This is a genomic window from Phytobacter cepae, assembly GCF_054165735.1.
On record NZ_CM135107.1, the window covers coordinates 3,028,739 to 3,044,417 of the forward strand.

A 15,679-nucleotide genomic window follows, 5' to 3' on the forward strand; every position below is an offset into this window, starting at 1 on the left:
CAGGCAGAAAACAGAGGCATCTTTCACGGGTAAAGCCGCCTCTTTTTTAAGCAAAAGCATTCTGCTACACTGGATAGGTAACCAGTATCAGGAGTAAGCATTGAGCAGGCGCCAATCCGCCCCGCGACTTGAATTTGAAGCGGCGGCTATCTATGAATATCCCGAACATCTTCGCCCGTGGCTTGAGGCATTACCCAAACTCCCCGGCGTCTATTTTTTCCATGGCGATAGCGATGCTATGCCGCTGTACATCGGCAAAAGCGTCAATATTCGCAGTCGCGTCTTGTCGCATTTGCGCACGCCGGATGAAGCCGCCATGCTTCGCCAGTCCCGGCGGATAACCTGGATTTGTACGGCCGGAGAATTGGGTGCGCTACTGCTTGAAGCGCGACTGATCAAAGAACAGCAACCGTTGTTCAACAAACGGCTGCGGCGTAACCGCCAGCTCTGCTCGCTGCTTTTACAAGGGGGCAAACCGCAGGTGGTGTACGCCCGTGAGGTGGATTTTTCCGCTCAGCCCGGGCTCTATGGTTTGTTTGCCAACCGTCGTGCGGCATTACAGGCGCTGCAATCGATCGCGGATGAAGAAAAACTCTGTTATGGACTGTTGGGGCTGGAATCATTGACCCGGGGTCGCGGCTGCTTTCGCTCTGCCTTGCATCGCTGCGCAGGTGCATGCTGCGGTAAAGAGCCCCCTGAGGCGCATCATGCCCGCTTTCAGGCCGCGATGTCGCGCCTGCAACTGGTCTGTTGGCCCTGGAAGGGCGCCGTGGGTCTGCGCGAAAAAGGCAGCGAGATGACGCAATACCACATCATCAATAACTGGCTGTGGTTGGGCGCGGTGAATACGCTCTCAGAAGCGGCGGAGTTGCTCCGCACGCCAGCAGGGTTCGATCATGACGGGTATAAAATACTCTGTAAGCCGATGATGTCGGGGCTGTACGACATCATCGAGCTCAATCAGTGACCGGGAAGCCAGCTGATTTCACTAAACAGCAGTTGGCCTTCTGATTTCAGCAAGCGCAACGTATGGCGCCCCTCATCCCAACAGGCTCCCTGATCTGCCGTGAGTAATTTATCGCCCAGTTGCCATGCCCCGCTGAGCACGAAAACAACGCCCCCACGTGAACCAAACGTCGTAAAGGTTCTGTCAGCAATACGCACCCTGGCCTGACAATGATCGCGCCGGGTCATGATATTAAAGTCCATCGACATCTGACCTTCATGCAATTGCGCTTTCACATGCTGTTCGCCCGCAAAGGTGAAGGGCTGAAAACGCTTTAACGTATGGCAAAACGCGCTGCCGGCATCCAGGGTGATTTCTCCCCCTTCAAGCAGCGTCATGACACGATCGACACCGGGGAATTGCGGAAAGTCACCGTTGCTGGCCAACGAAGCGATGCTTGCACGCCAGCTAAAATCCCGCGTTGCTTCGGGGAAACAACAAATTTCCCGGGTTTCACCTGCTCCATTGCGCCAAAGATTGACCGGCATTTTGCGGATATCAAAGAATTCCATTATCACTCCTGAAAAGCGCAGTTGACCGCCTGCGCCGCTGCTTCTTGGGCAGCGTGCTTTGCTGTGTGTTATTACCCACTCTGCCATAAGCATGTTATCGGCAGGGAAAAGGGGGAGCCTTAATCATGCCGTGAAGCGACATGTAAAAAAATATTAACGTATCGATTTATGGAAAAATTTGCTGAAGGCTGGCAAGAGGAGAATACCGCGCTGGAGGCGGCTGACAAGAGGGCAAGAAAGAAAAAACCGCCGGACCTGCCCACAACGTTAACACGTGCTATGGACAAGTCCGGCGGTCTTGATAGGGGTTGCTCGATTACTCAGCAGGTTCTGGCATTTTACCTTCTGGCGCCGCACGTTCTGTCAGACGCTTCTCAAAATTGGCATTAAACTGCTTTTTCTGTTCCGGTGTTAAAACGTTGTAAATCTTGTTCTGGGTTTCCAGATGCGCCAGCATATGGGCTTTACGCTGCTCGTCCATTTTGGCGATTTGCGCTTCAGCTTTGGCTTTATCGAAGGTATCGCTGGCAATCAGCTCATGCATACTGCGACGCTCTTGCTGCATCTGATCACGCTCACCTTTTCGGATGTCACGGATTTGCTCTTTCTGTGCGTCAGTCAGGTTGAGGCCTTTGAACATCATGTCATGATGAGGACCTTTCGGGCCTTTATGGTGCATCATGGGTTTGCCATCAGCTGGTGTGGCAGTGGTATCAGCAGCATGGGCCAGGTTAGCGGCGCCAAGCGCCAGGGTAGAGGCAACAAACAGGGCAGTCAGTTTACGCATAATTTAATTCCTTACTTTCATGTTTTCTTGCGGCAATTGCCGTGTTGACGATATTCACTTTAGCGGCTTTATCGTCAATTAATCAGAGCATCGGTAAAACAATGAAAGTGTAAAAAACAGTTTTCCAGCAATTGTGGAGGAAATATGAATAAAACATGGAGAGTGGATAATAGAATATTCAATAAGCTGATTTTTATAGCAATGTGGAGATTCTAAAACATTGCAGCGCAATTATAAACGCTTTCACCAGGAATATTCTGGTAATACGCAGAAAAAATATTCAAGCCCCGCGCTAACGGGGCCTGAATTTAATTTATGCGCTCGAGTAATAATCCGGCTCTGAGTCCAACGGCGACATTCGGATTAGGAAAAAGAATATATTCCTGTTCGCGCTGAACCACATAACGCTCGCCACGATCCTCAGCCAGTAATGTCCCTTGAGAAAAAGGAGTGAAGTTCAGCGTCTCCGGCGAGAGATGAAGTACAAATGCCTCGCTATGGCGCGTTAACTGCTGAACCACGCGATAGCGTACCGGCACTGTCTCATTATCCGGCACGGTATCCCCGGCCAGCAATGCCGCCAGTGCCCAGGCGGTTCGGGAAAACTGGCTTAAATCATTGGCACCAAAAGCCAGTGCTTTGCCCAGCTCAAGGGTGCAGGCCAGCGCGTCGAACTCCTCGCTGGTGTAATGGCTGAATGTGCCCGCAGGCGTCTGATGAAACACCAGCGCCTCCAGCCCCGCATCGCCTAACCATTTCAGATACATTTCATCCCAGAGTTCACTGCGTGCGGGCAGCACGCCAAACCGCACATGGTGCGAGCCGCGAATGGCCGTATGCATATCCAGGTGCCAGCGTTGTTCATCATCATCGTTAAAAAAGTGCGTAACGGCACGCTCCAGCTGCGCCGCACGGACGGTTTCGTCGCTGGCGGCGAACTGCCGCCAGCGCCCACCAAACATACGATTGAGGTCGCTGTGCAGGTAACGTTTATTTTGCGCCAGCGCCTGTGGATTGCCGATAATGATCAGCAAGCGCCAGCTTAGCCTGAGCGTCCCATCGAGCAGGTTTTCCAGCAACGTATCCACCATTTCTACCGGGGCCGTTTCATTACCGTGAACCGCACAGGATATGACCAATGCCCGTTTTAACGGTTTTGCAGGAATGAGTTCCAGTATGCCCTGCTCATGCCAGTGCCAATGGATCCCTCCCGCTTCCCCTACCGGCTTGTGCGGCATCTCACCCGATAATGTCATCGCGAGAAAATTATCCATACAACCTCCTGTTACAACTGGAAGGGGTAAACGGACCCCAGCCGCAAAAGCTGCGTAAGGCTATCGAGTGCTTCCCGGCTTTCCCGTAGTAACAGCGGGTCGGCCAGATCGCTTTGCTGCAATCTATCGCGATAGTAACGGTCAACCCAGGCGTCAAGGGCATGAAATAACGCGTCGTTCATCATGACCGCCGGATTCACGGCTCGCTGCTCCGCCTCGGTGAGCACCACGCGCAGGCGTAAGCAGGCCGGGCCGCCTCCATTGGACATGCTTTCACGTAAATCGAACACGTTGAGTTCGCTGATGGGATTATCCTGGGCAAGCAGGCTATTCAGGTAGCGCCAGACGCCGGGATGTTCGCGCGACTCCTGTGGCAACACCAGCATCATGCTGCCATCTTCACGGCTCAGCAGTTGGCTGTTGAAAAGGTAGGTTTCAACCGCATCCGCGACGGATACCTCCGCATCAGGCACTTCCAGCGCCATAAAACCGGGGACGCGCGCACGCAGGTTCGCCAGTAAACTTTGCTGTTGCACGAACGCCAGTTCATGGCAGAAAAGCACCTGCCGGTTTGAAACGGCGATAACGTCATTATGGAAAACACCCTGATCGATCACCGCAGGGTTTTGCTGCGCGAATACCACCTGCCGTGGATTGACCTGATTAAGTCTTGCGATGGCCTGACTGGCCTCCAGAGTTTGTCTCGCCGGATACCGCCCCGGCGCCGCACTGCCCCCCTCTTCGCGCCCGTAAACAAACATCTGCACCCCAGGGTCGCCGTACTCACCACCCAATCGGTTATGGTTCGCCGCACCTTCGTCGCCCAGCATCGCCACCTGAGGCAACGCGGAATGCACAGAAAACGTCCGGCTATCACTAAAAATGGCCCGCAGCACCGCTTCGGTGGTGGGGGCTTCAATCGAACGATGAAACTTATTATTCAGGTTGGCGACGGTCAGATGCACTTTACCGTCCAGCGCATCCGCAGAGGGGCACACCGTCGCCGCATTGGCGACCCACATCGGTGAAGCCGAACTCACGGCTGAAAGCAATTGCGGTGCCTGGGTGGCCGCTTTTTCTACAACGTGCTCATCACTGCCGCTAAAACCGAGCTGACGCAGCACATTCACGTGGGGGCGTTCCTGCGGCGGGATCACCGCCTGGGGGAAACCGGCGTCGGAAAGCGCCTTCATTTTCAGCAAACCCTGTTTTGCCGCCAGACGAGGGTTAGAAAGGTTATCGCGGTGTTTTGTCGACGCTTCATTACCAAATGACAGCCCGGCGTAGTGGTGAGTTGGGCCGACCAGACCATCAAAATTCACCTCCCGCGCTTTCATAGAGTATTCTCCCGGCTGAAGTCCAGACCCGGACTGAGCGTGGCCGGTAAGACCAGTTCAGGGGTTTCGAGACTGGCCATCGGCCAGGCGCAGTAATCGGCCGCATACCAGGCGCTGGGTCGATGATTACCAGAGGCACCGATGCCGCCAAACGGCGCGGTACTGGCAGCCCCAGTCAGCGGTTTATTCCAGTTCACAATGCCAGCGCGGGCTTCGAGAAGGAGCTGGTCGAAACGGTCTCGCTCAGGCGAGATTAATCCGCAGGCCAGACCATAACGCGTGCTATTGGCAAGCATGACGGCTTCATCAAATTCGTCATAACGCCAGACGCACAACAGCGGGCCAAACACCTCTTCATCTGGCACGCTTTGCACCCCGGTCATGTCGACAATACCGGGGCTGAGCAGCGAAGTGCCCGCCTGCAGCAGCCGTGGTTCAAGTAACGTTTTCCCACCACGCTCAACGTGGGCCTGCCATGCCTCATAGACCTGCAGTGCGGCCTGTACCGAGGTAAGCCCCCCGAAAAACGGCTGCGGCTCCGCATCCCAACTGCCAGGTATCAGTGTTGCCGACACCTCGGTGAGTCTCGCAAGAAACGCATCTCCCGCCTCGCCACGTTTGACCAACAGACGTCTGGCGCAGGTACAGCGCTGCCCCGCTGTGATAAAGGCAGACTGAATTGTCAGATGGACGGCTGCATCAATATCCGCCGGATCGTCCACAATTAACGGATTATTGCCGCCCATTTCCAGTGCCAGAATTTTCTCCGGCTGCCCGGCGAGTTGACGATGAAGCTGATACCCCGTGCCCACGCTGCCGGTAAACAGGAGACCGTCGATGCCGGGCAGCGCACTCAGCGCCTGACCGGTTTCCCGTCCGCCCTGCACCAGATTAAGCACACCCGGCGGTAACCCGGCCTGCTCCCATAATTTCATCACCGTTTCACCTGTCCACGGCGTCAACTCGCTGGGTTTGAATATCAGGGTGTTCCCCGCCAATAGCGCCGGAATAATGTGCCCATTGGGCAAGTGACCGGGGAAGTTATAAGGGCCAAATACGGCCAGTACGCCATGCGGGCGGTGGCGAAGCGTCGCCGCGCCATCCGGCATATCGGTATGATGAACCCCCGTGCGCGCGTGATACGCTTTGACTGAAATGGTGGCCTTATTCATCATCGCGGTGACTTCGGTGGTCGCTTCCCAGCGCGGCTTGCCGGTTTCACGCGCAATCACTTCCGTCAGCGCAGTTCTGTTGGCCTCCAGCAAGGCGGCAAATTTTTCGACAATACTTTGGCGCTGAGTAAAGCCGTACTTTGCCCACGCCGGGAATGCCGCGCGCGCGGCCTGATACGCTGCATCAACCTGAGCGGCACTGGCATCATACCCGTGCCATAACGCTTCATGCGTGACCGGATTGGTTTTGATTCGACGCGCGCCCTGACCCGCAACCCACTCGCCATTTATCCATTGGTTCATGATTTTTTCTCCTCTGCGCACAGGCGAACCAGACGTACGGGATCACCGGCTTTGCATTTCAGTGCATCAAGTTGTGCGGCGCTCAGCACCAGCCGCTCGATATTCGGGTCCACATTGATAAGCATGGCTCTGAACTGGTGATACTGCTCGTTAGCCACAATACAGGCAGGCCATTCTCCGGGCGCGCTTTGCCCCTCAACGACCTCCACCAGTCGGCTTTTGCGGATCGCCCTGACATGATCTATGTCGCATTCCAGCGTTGGGCCGCCATCGAAAATGTCGACATAGTTACGATAGCGAAACCCCTCTTTTTCCAGCACCGCCCGGGCAGGTGCCGTTTGCGGATGCACTTCGCCAATGGCCGCTTGTGCCTCAGGGGAGAGAAAATCGGTATAGATGGGGTGCTTAGGCATCAGCTCAGCGATAAATGCCTTTTGCCCGGTGCCGCACAGGTAATCGGCACGACTGAATTCCATGGAGAAAAAACGCTTGCCCAGGCTGTCCCAGAAGGGGGAATAGCCGGTTTCATCAATAACACCGCGCATTTCTGCGACCACTTTTTCATTAAAGCGGTCGCGAAAGGCAGCCATAAACAGAAAACGCGACTTAGACAGCAGGTAGCCATTCCCCTCTTTACGCCACGCCGGGTCGAGGAACAGCGTACAAAGTTCACTGCTGCCGGTATGATCGTTACTGAGAAACAGCGTGGGTAAGGCATTATAGACATTCAGCTCTTTCGACGCGTGCACCAGCGTACCGACCCGGTAGTTATACCAGGGATCGTTAAGCCCCACGGCCACCTCTATCGCACAGATACCGGCAACCTCACCGCGCTCAACGGACTCCAGCACAAAAACGTAACCCTGTTCACTTTTCGGCAATTCGCCCTGCCAGGTTTTCAGGGCCCGTTCGATGCGCTCTGAAAGCGTGGCTTCATCCACCGGGAGTGACGTCAGGCCACCGCCGGTTTTCCCGGCCAGCGCCATCAGTGCGGGCAAATCCGTGCGTTCGACAGGACGGATGACCATCATGATGGGCACCCCGCAAGGAATTTATCGCAGGCGGTGGCGAAACGTGCCAGACCACGCGAGACCTCATCCTGGGTAATGTTGAGCGCAGGCGCAAAGCGCATGACATTGCCCCCGGCAATCAGCACCATGACCCCTTCCGTCGCCGCGAGCTGAGAAATCTGTTTCGCTTTACCAGCATATTCCGCTTTAAGCTCACAGCCGATCAGCAAACCCAAACCACGAATTTCCTGAAACAGGTTTAAACGGCTATTTATGGCCTGCAGTTGTTCGGTAAACCATGCATGACGCTGCTTCACGCCATTCAGCATGTCTGGAGTGTTAACCATATCCAGTACCGCACCCGCTACTGCAGACGCCAGCGGGTTCCCGCCGTAGGTGGTGCCGTGCGTGCCAACCGTCATCACGCTGGCACATTTTTCTGTCGCTAACATGGCAGCGACAGGGAAGCCGCCGCCGAGTGCCTTCGCGGTACTCAGAACATCTGGCGTCACGCCATAGTGCATATAGGCATAAAGCTCACCGGTACGCCCGACCCCGGTCTGCACCTCATCAAAAATCAACAGCGCATTGTGCCTGTCGCATAATTCTCGCAGCCCCTGCAGGAACGCTTTGTGCGCGGGAACCACGCCCCCTTCTCCCTGCATGGGCTCAACGATCACCGCACAGGTGTTGTCATTAATCAGCGCGCTGGCAGAAGCAAGATCGTTGTACTGGGCGTGCTGAATCTCAGGAGGTAATGGGGCGAAATCTTTTGAGTATGCCGGTTGCCCGCCCGCACTGACGGTGAAAAGCGTGCGGCCATGAAACGCATTTTTGAACGCGACAATGCCGCTCTTTTGCGGGCCCGCGTGGTCATGAGCATATTTACGCGCCAGCTTGAGGGCGGCTTCGTTGGCCTCTGCGCCAGAATTACAGAAAAAGACGCGATCGGCGAAGGTGGCATCAACCAGGCGTTTTGCCAGACGCAGAGCCGGTTCATTGGTATAACCGTTACCGGTATGCCAGAAGCGTGAAGCCTGCTCGTTCAGCACCTTGCACAAGGTCGGGTGTGCATGCCCCAAGGCATTCACCGCAATTCCGCCGGCAAAGTCGATATACTCTTTGCCCTGCTGATCCCATAACCGCGAGCCTTCGCCGCGAACCGGAATAAAAGGCGCTGGCGCGTAAACGGGCATCATCCATTCATCAAAATTTTCACGCGTAATTGAGTGAGACATAGCGACCTCTTCCGGTAAATGATTGGTTGTTTATTTGTTAATAAATATGAGTATTCACGCTGTAAATGTATATTGCACAAGGCATGCCAGCCAGCCTTGAAAATGCATAAATCGAAGGTGAACACGAAATATCAATAACTTAAAACCTGTCGCTATTCACATATAATGCATAAAAAGTGAATAATTTTAGCAAGCGAGTGATTAATGGCGGGATAAAAAAGAAATATTATGCACAAGGGAAATATAATTCTGGATCTGTGATCGTCTGCGAAATTTATCGATGATGAGCGCTGCATTTTGGGGCGAAATGCCCTTTTCTGGGGCAGAGACGTGCTCCAGAAAAGGTGAGTAGTGCTGGCCACGGTGAATCAGCTACCAATAAAAGCGAGGGGGAGGTTTACTGATAATCAAACATAAACGTGGTGTTGGCTTTGATGGGTCCAGCGCCAACATCACCCCCTTTGTAATAGTAATAAGCGTTAAGTTTGAGTATTTCATTTTCCTGGGCGCTGGATATCACCGGGTATTTGGTCTCCAGTTTCACCGGCGTATTGTCACTAAAAAGCATTTGTACGCCGATATTGTCGTTACCAGAGTAGGCATTTTTGAGAACATTATCGGTGCCGCTCAGCACATCGCCTTCAAAAGTGACAGACACCGCCGTTGAGGCGTCACAGTTAAGCGCAAACTGAAACTCCTTTTTAACATCGGGGTAACGACCGTTGCCGTGGCTCTGTAAAGCAGTACGGCTGACATTTGGTAATGTGACGCTTTTATCGTATTGGGTGATATTGCAGGTATAATCGGGAGGAACAAGATCATCTTTAAGGATGAATATCCATGTGAGACTAGGATACCAAACTGTCTGAGATCTATAATAGGTTTGTAATCGCGCAATTTCAGTCCCAGCTGGTATTTTATCATCTGAGCTCCAGTTACCAGCGCCAGATGCTCTCTTTAACAGGACTTTACCATAAAATGGAATGGGGTTATTATTAGTATCAGCATAATTATAATTACAGTTTACATCTGGCGCCACGCAGACATTATTTGCTGGTGCTGTATGAGTCACTCCATTTTCGTCGTTTAAATATAATCCAAAACCCAGTTGCTCTACACGTGTAGATGACAATGTTAACCCACTACCATCGACCTTGAACGCATTGCGGTAAAAATTACCTGCACCACCAGTGCATTTTATTATTTTATTCAGATCCGCAACTTCTATTTGTAGGGTATTTTTGTCAATTGGGCCAATTGAAACCTGCTGATTGATTACATACTGAGGGGCGTTATTCAAAGTAAAACTACTACCGGGGGTAGGATCACAATCCAGGGCCAAGGCGCTTACTGGCGTAAGTAAAAAAGTAATTAGTAGTACTTTTAAAAAAATGAATATCCCTTTCATCACACAACCCCTCGCCAAATATCAAATCCCGACAAAACTTATTATCGCCTGCAAAGTTTATGGCAAGAGTTTAATACAATAACGAGGCTAATAAATGATATTAGATCATGGGCAGACGTGTAGACTGAATGAAATAAATATAAAAATCAAATTACCGATTATTATCGATTGTGTTTTAATAGTAAAATCAACAAGTAACACAGTCACAATGAATTTCATCCACCAGAAAAAGACTAACTAAAAAGAAAAACAAAATATATTTCCACTCATGGAGCAATTAACACCACATGAGTTTAATTTATTAAACTGCGGCACTCAAAAAAATATATCGGCAACACTTCAACCTTGATAACTTTTAGATTTGCAAACGCGTTATTAGCAACAAAATACATAGCCGCCCCCCTTCTACTAAAACTTCCGCTACCTTTCCTCAGCAATCTGACGGCGAAAATTAATAATATTAACGACCTATAAGCAAAACATCATCAGCTTGAAGCCATTGCCGGGTAGCATCAGCCTGCGGGAGACGAATATCCATGACGAGATGTTTCCGCTCAATGACGTTACCCAACTGTATTACAACGTTGACTAACATGCGTTGAATTTGAGTATTACATGTTCCTGGGCGCTGGATATCACCGGGTTTTTGATCTCCAGTTTTACTGGTGTATTGTCATTAAAAAGCATTTGTACGCAGATATTGTCGTTACCAGAGTAGGCATTATTGAGAACGTTATCGGTACCGCTAAGCGAATCGCCTTCAAAAGTGACAGACACCGCCGTTGATACATCACTGGTGAGGGCAAACTGAAATTCTTTTTTGACGGCAGGGTAACGACCGTTGCCGCGGTAAGGATTTAACAGCCTCAGATGACTGGCTATAGATCCGTGGCCCGACCCACCCTTTTCTGCTAACATTCCCGCCACATTCCCTCAGCAATCTGGCGGCGACCATGAAATTTGTCTCTTTTAATATCAACGGCCTGCGAGCACGTCCTCATCAACTGGAAGCGATTGTCGAACAGCATCAGCCTGACGTCATTGGCCTGCAGGAGACGAAAGTCCATGACGACATGTTCCCGCTCGAAGACGTTGCCAAACTGGGTTACAACGTCTTCTATCACGGGCAAAAAGGTCATTACGGTGTTGCGCTGTTGACCAAAGCCACGCCAATTTCCGTTCGCCGTGGTTTCCCGGACGACGGTGAAGAAGCGCAGCGTCGCATCATCATGGCGGAGATCCCCTCCCCGCTGGGAAATATCACTGTCATCAATGGTTACTTCCCACAGGGCGAGAGCCGCGACCACCCGACGAAGTTCCCGGCTAAAGAGAAGTTTTACCAGGACCTGCAAAACTACGTTGAAACCGAACTGAAGAAAGATAACCCAGTGCTGATCATGGGAGATGTCAACATCAGCCCCACCGATCTGGATATCGGCATTGGTGAAGATAACCGTAAGCGCTGGTTGCGTACCGGTAAATGCTCATTCCTGCCGGAAGAACGTGAATGGATGGACCGTCTGATCAACTGGGGGCTGGTGGACACCTGGCGCGCTGCCAACCCGGACAACAATGAACGCTTCTCCTGGTTTGATTACCGCTCAAAAGGTTTTGACGATAACCGTGGACTGCGCATAGACCTGCTGCTGGCAAGCGCACCGCTGGCAGAGCGCTGCATCGCAACCGGCATCGATTATGAGATTCGCGGGATGGAAAAACCATCCGACCATGCCCCGGTATGGGCAACCTTCAAGGTCGACTAATATCCCTCTCACCTCGCGGCAGTCATTCGATTGCCGCGTCTCAATGAGGCGCCACAATGGCCCTGCCCCTCACCTTACGTCAGGTTCAACAGCAACAAGGCGTTCTCATCGACACCCGCAACAGCGCGCTTTTTAACGGCTGGCCTATGGGCCTCACGGGAACGTCTGGTCACGAACCCGGAGCCTGGCATCTTGCGAGCGACTGGCTGGATAAAATGGATGATGAGGCGTTACTGGCCTGGTCCGCTTCCCGGGGCCTGACACCGAACAGCGTTATTGCGTTTTATGGCGAGGGGTGTGAGCGCGTGGCAGAGCGCCTCAGACAGTCAGGCCTCAATGCTGCATTTATCCTCAGCGACGCCCTGACTGAACCCTCTCGTCTGGTATCACTGCCCGGCTTCCGGCAACGGGTCCCTTTGCAGTGGCTGCACCAGCTTATGCACGGCAAACCCGTCGCGGCAAAACCCGCCGGTGAATGGCACGTCATAGAGGTCATCACGGGGGAGATAAACGCCTGCGTTCATATTCCGGGGACCGCTTACCTGGATATCCGTCAACTGGAGTCCGGTCCATTGTGGAATGTTGTGCCGCCCTTACAGCTGCGGTCAGTTCTGGAGGCGCAAGCTATTCGTTCTGATACCCCCGTGATCCTGTATGGTCATAACCTGCTGGCTACAGCCCGCGCGGCCCACATTCTGCTTTATGCGGGGGTAGAGGATGTGCGTCTGCTCGACGGCAACCCACGTGTGGATGCATTTTGCTGGCAACACGCCGGGGCGCCTGCCACCTCCTCGCCAGCAGACTTTGGCATGCCTGTTCCCGCTCAGCCGAAATTGTTGATCAACAGAGTCCAGGCGCAAGGCATGCTGCAACGTGAAGATGCTGCCCTGGTGAGTATTCGCAGCTGGCAGGAACACAGCGGGCAGGTGAGTGGTTACGCGTATATTTCCGCAAAAGGCGACATTCCCGGTGCCCGCTGGGGTCATGCCGGTCAAGGCAAGAACGGCATGCAGGATTTTCTTAACCCCGACGGGACGCTGCGCAGTGCAGAAGAGATAACCGCAATGTGGCAGGCACAAAACATTACGCTGGAACAGGACGTCGCCTTTTATTGCGGCACCGGCTGGCGCGCGTCTCTGGCCTTTATGTGCGCCCGGGCAATGGGCTGGCCGCGCATCGCCGTCTATGATGGCGGTTGGTTCGAGTGGAGCCAGTTTTATAAATAAGGAGAAACATGCAAAAGATGATTGACGTCGTCGCGGCCATCATTGAACGCGACGGCAAAATTCTGCTGGCACAACGTCCTGAACAGGGAGATCAGCCGGGCTTATGGGAGTTTGCCGGAGGGAAAGTTGAGCCCGGTGAAACGCAACCGCAGGCCCTGATTCGGGAATTGCGCGAAGAGTTAGGTATTGAGGCGACACCGGGAGAATACGTTGCCAGTCACCAGCGCGACGTGGCCGGGCGCATCATACATCTGCACGCCTGGCATGTGCCTGCGTTCACCGGTACGCTTACCCGCCACCATCACACTGCGCTGGTCTGGTGTCTGCCCGACGAGGCGCTGAACTGGCCCCTCGCCCCGGCCGACATCCCTCTACTGGAAGCATTTAAGGTTTTACGCGCCGCCAGATAAGTGGATTGGTGGAAAGGGTGCGCTCGTCACGCTGGCATTGCAGTAATACGCCTTCAGTTTTGATGACCGCACCTTCTGAATACGTTTGCCCTTCATAAATACAACACTGATTGCAGGGCTGTGAATTTTGCTGCCCGCCAGAGGTAAACACTTCAGACGGCACATTGACCTGCACATCAGGCGAAATCCGCCTGTCAGCCTGCACGCCTGCCGATGCCACCATGAATAAACCGACCAACACCCATTGCACACGCTTCATGACATTTTCTTCCTGAATTAATCCTTTAACTACTATAACGGATCTCTATTTCTCAGCAGCAGTTTCTTACGTCATCGTTTTTTATTATGACGAAACGGGAATTATTAATTTCATACGCCCGCGCGATTTTTTCTTGCTTAACGTCATATTGCGGATGTTATAGTCGAAAACCGCTGAAATTTTGGCTGCCATAAAAACATAACATCCAACATCTAGCATAAGAGGCCCTTATATCTATGGAACAGACATGCACTCTTGAATCGTTCCTTTCCCACGTTCAAAAGCGCGATCCGCACCAGACCGAATTCGCTCAAGCCGTCCGTGAAGTCATGACCACTCTGTGGCCTTTCCTTGAACAAAACCCGCGTTATCGAAAGCTCTCTCTTCTGGAAAGACTGGTCGAGCCCGAGCGTGTGATTCAGTTCCGTGTGGTGTGGGTCGACGATAAAAACCAGGTGCAGGTTAACCGTGCATGGCGCGTACAGTTCAGCTCCGCCATCGGTCCTTATAAAGGCGGCATGCGCTTCCACCCTTCCGTTAACCTGTCGATTCTGAAATTCCTTGGCTTTGAGCAGACGTTCAAAAATGCCCTGACCACGCTGCCAATGGGCGGTGGTAAAGGCGGTAGCGATTTCGATCCGAAAGGGAAAAGTGACGCCGAAGTGATGCGTTTCTGCCAGTCTTTGATGACCGAGCTGTATCGTCATTTGGGTCCTGATACCGACGTGCCTGCGGGTGACATGGGTGTTGGCGCACGTGAAGTGGGCTTTATGGCCGGGATGATGAAAAAGCTCTCGAACAATAATGCCTGCGTGTTCACCGGTAAAGGTCTCTCTTTTGGCGGCAGTCTGATTCGCCCGGAAGCAACCGGTTACGGTCTGGTCTACTTCACCCAGGCGATGCTAAAACGCCATGGTCTGAGCTTTGAAGGGCTGCGCGTCTCGGTCTCCGGTTCCGGCAACGTGGCCCAGTACGCTATCGAAAAAGCGATGGAATTAGGTGCACGTGTCATTACCGCCTCTGACTCCAGCGGTACGGTGGTTGATGAAGCCGGTTTCACTCCAGAGAAGCTGGCGCGTCTGATTGAAATTAAAGAGCAGCAGCACGGCCGTGTGGCGGATTATGCGCGCGAGTTTGGCCTGCAGTATCTCGAAGGTCAGCAACCGTGGTCGGTGCCGGTTGACGTCGCCTTGCCGTGCGCTACCCAGAACGAACTGGATGTGGAAGCCGCGCGTCAGCTTATTGCCAACGGCGTAAAAGCCGTAGCCGAAGGGGCAAACATGCCTACCACTATTGCCGCAACGGATCTGTTCCTGGAAGCGGGCGTCTTGTTTGCGCCGGGTAAAGCCGCAAACGCCGGCGGTGTCGCCACGTCCGGTCTGGAAATGGCGCAAAACGCCGCCCGTTTTGGCTGGAAAGCAGAAAAAGTGGATGCGCGTCTGCACCACATCATGCTGGATATTCATCATTCGTGCGTGGAGTACGGTGGCGAAGCGAAGCAGACGAACTATGTTCAGGGCGCAAACATTGCGGGCTTCGTGAAAGTGGCCGATGCGATGATTGGTCAGGGGCTTATTTAAAAATTAAAGCCGGGTGGCTCAACGCTCCCCGGCCAGACATTATCAGGCCTGGTGTGCATTGCGCACCGGGCCTTTTTATTTCATGCTCGTGAAACCAGCGAGGAGACGATTTCCCGATGGCGTTTAAGAATGATAGCGATTTGCTCATCTGCGGTGAGCTCGTTAAACAGTTTGTCGTGGCTTTCGGCTCGCGCGTTGCGCAACGGGGTGGGGATTTTTACAACACTATTTTCTACGGATTTTTGCTCGCTCATTTTCCAGTCCTGCTACTAAATGGTCTGTGTTCGCGCGCATCATAATCCTGTTTGTCTGTGACAGGAAGACGACAGGATCACGTCTTCCTGCGAATTGGGCAATTTTACGCCATTTTTGGGCAATTTCACGGATGCGTGCG

Annotated in this window: 16 protein-coding genes; 5 read left to right on the forward strand and 11 right to left on the reverse strand. The window is 53.0% G+C overall.

What is annotated here, in order from left to right; translation table 11 throughout:
• Nucleotides 1-100 precede the first annotated feature (100 nt).
• Nucleotides 101-967, forward strand: a complete 867-nt coding sequence (cho, locus tag ACUY4Q_RS14255) for an excinuclease Cho (protein ID WP_458043405.1) — start codon at nucleotides 101-103, stop codon at nucleotides 965-967.
• On the opposite strand, the gene ves is transcribed toward cho, so the two are convergent.
• The 9 genes from ves to ACUY4Q_RS14300 all read right to left on the reverse strand — a co-directional run bounded on the left by ves (nucleotide 961) and on the right by ACUY4Q_RS14300 (nucleotide 10,965).
• Complete coding sequence (ves, locus tag ACUY4Q_RS14260) at nucleotides 961-1,518, reverse strand: environmental stress-induced protein Ves (protein ID WP_458043406.1); 558 nt, start codon at nucleotides 1,516-1,518, stop codon at nucleotides 961-963. The two genes, cho and ves, sit on opposite strands and share 7 nt — an antisense overlap.
• A 316-nt stretch (nucleotides 1,519-1,834) precedes the next feature.
• Nucleotides 1,835-2,305 (reverse strand): ATP-independent periplasmic protein-refolding chaperone Spy, encoded by a 471-nt coding sequence (spy, locus tag ACUY4Q_RS14265; RefSeq protein ID WP_458043407.1) that lies wholly within the window; start codon nucleotides 2,303-2,305, stop codon nucleotides 1,835-1,837.
• A 308-nt stretch (nucleotides 2,306-2,613) separates the two neighbouring features.
• Nucleotides 2,614-3,579 carry a succinylglutamate desuccinylase gene (gene astE / locus ACUY4Q_RS14270; protein WP_458043408.1) on the reverse strand — a complete coding sequence of 322 codons (966 nt, stop codon included), beginning with the start codon at nucleotides 3,577-3,579 and terminating at the stop codon, nucleotides 2,614-2,616.
• Nucleotides 3,580-3,590: 11 nt separating this feature from the next.
• Nucleotides 3,591-4,916: an N-succinylarginine dihydrolase gene (gene astB, locus ACUY4Q_RS14275; RefSeq protein WP_458043409.1), complete on the reverse strand. Its 1,326-nt coding sequence runs from the start codon at nucleotides 4,914-4,916 to the stop codon at nucleotides 3,591-3,593.
• Nucleotides 4,913-6,391 (reverse strand): succinylglutamate-semialdehyde dehydrogenase, encoded by a 1,479-nt coding sequence (gene astD, locus ACUY4Q_RS14280; RefSeq protein WP_458043410.1) that lies wholly within the window; start codon nucleotides 6,389-6,391, stop codon nucleotides 4,913-4,915. Before astD ends, astB begins: the two co-directional genes overlap by 4 nt.
• Nucleotides 6,388-7,422, reverse strand: coding sequence for an arginine N-succinyltransferase (astA, locus tag ACUY4Q_RS14285; protein WP_458043411.1), 1,035 nt, complete (start codon nucleotides 7,420-7,422; stop codon nucleotides 6,388-6,390). Before astA ends, astD begins: the two co-directional genes overlap by 4 nt.
• On the reverse strand, nucleotides 7,419-8,639 hold the full coding sequence (gene astC / locus ACUY4Q_RS14290) for a succinylornithine/acetylornithine transaminase (protein WP_458043412.1): 1,221 nt from the start codon (nucleotides 8,637-8,639) through the stop codon (nucleotides 7,419-7,421). Before astC ends, astA begins: the two co-directional genes overlap by 4 nt.
• A gap of 397 nt (nucleotides 8,640-9,036) precedes the next feature.
• Complete coding sequence (locus ACUY4Q_RS14295; RefSeq protein WP_458043413.1) at nucleotides 9,037-10,047, reverse strand: fimbrial protein; 1,011 nt, start codon at nucleotides 10,045-10,047, stop codon at nucleotides 9,037-9,039.
• 588 nt (nucleotides 10,048-10,635) lie between these two features.
• Nucleotides 10,636-10,965 (reverse strand): fimbrial protein, encoded by a 330-nt coding sequence (locus ACUY4Q_RS14300; RefSeq protein WP_458043414.1) that lies wholly within the window; start codon nucleotides 10,963-10,965, stop codon nucleotides 10,636-10,638.
• A gap of 35 nt (nucleotides 10,966-11,000) precedes the next feature.
• Here ACUY4Q_RS14300 and xthA point away from each other — a divergent pair, with 35 nt between their 5' ends.
• From xthA to ACUY4Q_RS14315, 3 genes are read left to right on the forward strand one after another with little or no spacing between them, the layout of a single operon-like run.
• On the forward strand, nucleotides 11,001-11,810 hold the full coding sequence (gene xthA, locus ACUY4Q_RS14305) for an exodeoxyribonuclease III (RefSeq protein ID WP_458043415.1): 810 nt from the start codon (nucleotides 11,001-11,003) through the stop codon (nucleotides 11,808-11,810).
• Nucleotides 11,811-11,866: 56 nt separating this feature from the next.
• Complete coding sequence (locus ACUY4Q_RS14310; protein WP_458043416.1) at nucleotides 11,867-13,036, forward strand: sulfurtransferase; 1,170 nt, start codon at nucleotides 11,867-11,869, stop codon at nucleotides 13,034-13,036.
• 8 nt (nucleotides 13,037-13,044) lie between these two features.
• Nucleotides 13,045-13,446: a pyrimidine (deoxy)nucleoside triphosphate diphosphatase gene (locus ACUY4Q_RS14315; RefSeq protein ID WP_458043417.1), complete on the forward strand. Its 402-nt coding sequence runs from the start codon at nucleotides 13,045-13,047 to the stop codon at nucleotides 13,444-13,446.
• Here ACUY4Q_RS14315 and ACUY4Q_RS14320 read toward each other — a convergent pair.
• Nucleotides 13,421-13,669: a DUF1496 domain-containing protein gene (locus tag ACUY4Q_RS14320; RefSeq protein ID WP_458047345.1), complete on the reverse strand. Its 249-nt coding sequence runs from the start codon at nucleotides 13,667-13,669 to the stop codon at nucleotides 13,421-13,423. The two genes, ACUY4Q_RS14315 and ACUY4Q_RS14320, sit on opposite strands and share 26 nt — an antisense overlap.
• Nucleotides 13,670-13,941: 272 nt before the next feature.
• On the opposite strand from ACUY4Q_RS14320, the gene gdhA reads away from it, so the two are divergent.
• Nucleotides 13,942-15,285, forward strand: a complete 1,344-nt coding sequence (gdhA, locus tag ACUY4Q_RS14325) for an NADP-specific glutamate dehydrogenase (protein WP_458043418.1) — start codon at nucleotides 13,942-13,944, stop codon at nucleotides 15,283-15,285.
• An 80-nt stretch (nucleotides 15,286-15,365) separates the two neighbouring features.
• On the opposite strand, the gene ACUY4Q_RS14330 is transcribed toward gdhA, so the two are convergent.
• Nucleotides 15,366-15,539: a hypothetical protein gene (locus tag ACUY4Q_RS14330; protein WP_458043419.1), complete on the reverse strand. Its 174-nt coding sequence runs from the start codon at nucleotides 15,537-15,539 to the stop codon at nucleotides 15,366-15,368.
• Between the last annotated feature and the right edge of the window lie 140 nt (nucleotides 15,540-15,679).

Excerpts from the sequence above, each read along its gene's own strand:
- ves (WP_458043406.1), bottom strand. The coding sequence starts at position 1,518 with ATGGAATTCTTTGATATCCGCAAAATGCCGGTCAATCTTTGGCGCAAT.
- spy (WP_458043407.1), bottom strand. The coding sequence starts at position 2,305 with ATGCGTAAACTGACTGCCCTGTTTGTTGCCTCTACCCTGGCGCTTGGC.
- astE (WP_458043408.1), bottom strand. The coding sequence starts at position 3,579 with ATGGATAATTTTCTCGCGATGACATTATCGGGTGAGATGCCGCACAAG.
- astB (WP_458043409.1), bottom strand. The coding sequence starts at position 4,916 with ATGAAAGCGCGGGAGGTGAATTTTGATGGTCTGGTCGGCCCAACTCAC.
- astD (WP_458043410.1), bottom strand. The coding sequence starts at position 6,391 with ATGAACCAATGGATAAATGGCGAGTGGGTTGCGGGTCAGGGCGCGCGT.
- astA (WP_458043411.1), bottom strand. The coding sequence starts at position 7,422 with ATGATGGTCATCCGTCCTGTCGAACGCACGGATTTGCCCGCACTGATG.
- astC (WP_458043412.1), bottom strand. The coding sequence starts at position 8,639 with ATGTCTCACTCAATTACGCGTGAAAATTTTGATGAATGGATGATGCCC.
- ACUY4Q_RS14295 (WP_458043413.1), bottom strand. The coding sequence starts at position 10,047 with ATGAAAGGGATATTCATTTTTTTAAAAGTACTACTAATTACTTTTTTA.
- ACUY4Q_RS14300 (WP_458043414.1), bottom strand. The coding sequence starts at position 10,965 with ATGTTAGCAGAAAAGGGTGGGTCGGGCCACGGATCTATAGCCAGTCAT.
- xthA (WP_458043415.1), top strand. The coding sequence starts at position 11,001 with ATGAAATTTGTCTCTTTTAATATCAACGGCCTGCGAGCACGTCCTCAT.
- ACUY4Q_RS14310 (WP_458043416.1), top strand. The coding sequence starts at position 11,867 with ATGGCCCTGCCCCTCACCTTACGTCAGGTTCAACAGCAACAAGGCGTT.
- ACUY4Q_RS14315 (WP_458043417.1), top strand. The coding sequence starts at position 13,045 with ATGCAAAAGATGATTGACGTCGTCGCGGCCATCATTGAACGCGACGGC.
- ACUY4Q_RS14320 (WP_458047345.1), bottom strand. The coding sequence starts at position 13,669 with ATGGTGGCATCGGCAGGCGTGCAGGCTGACAGGCGGATTTCGCCTGAT.
- gdhA (WP_458043418.1), top strand. The coding sequence starts at position 13,942 with ATGGAACAGACATGCACTCTTGAATCGTTCCTTTCCCACGTTCAAAAG.
- ACUY4Q_RS14330 (WP_458043419.1), bottom strand. The coding sequence starts at position 15,539 with ATGAGCGAGCAAAAATCCGTAGAAAATAGTGTTGTAAAAATCCCCACC.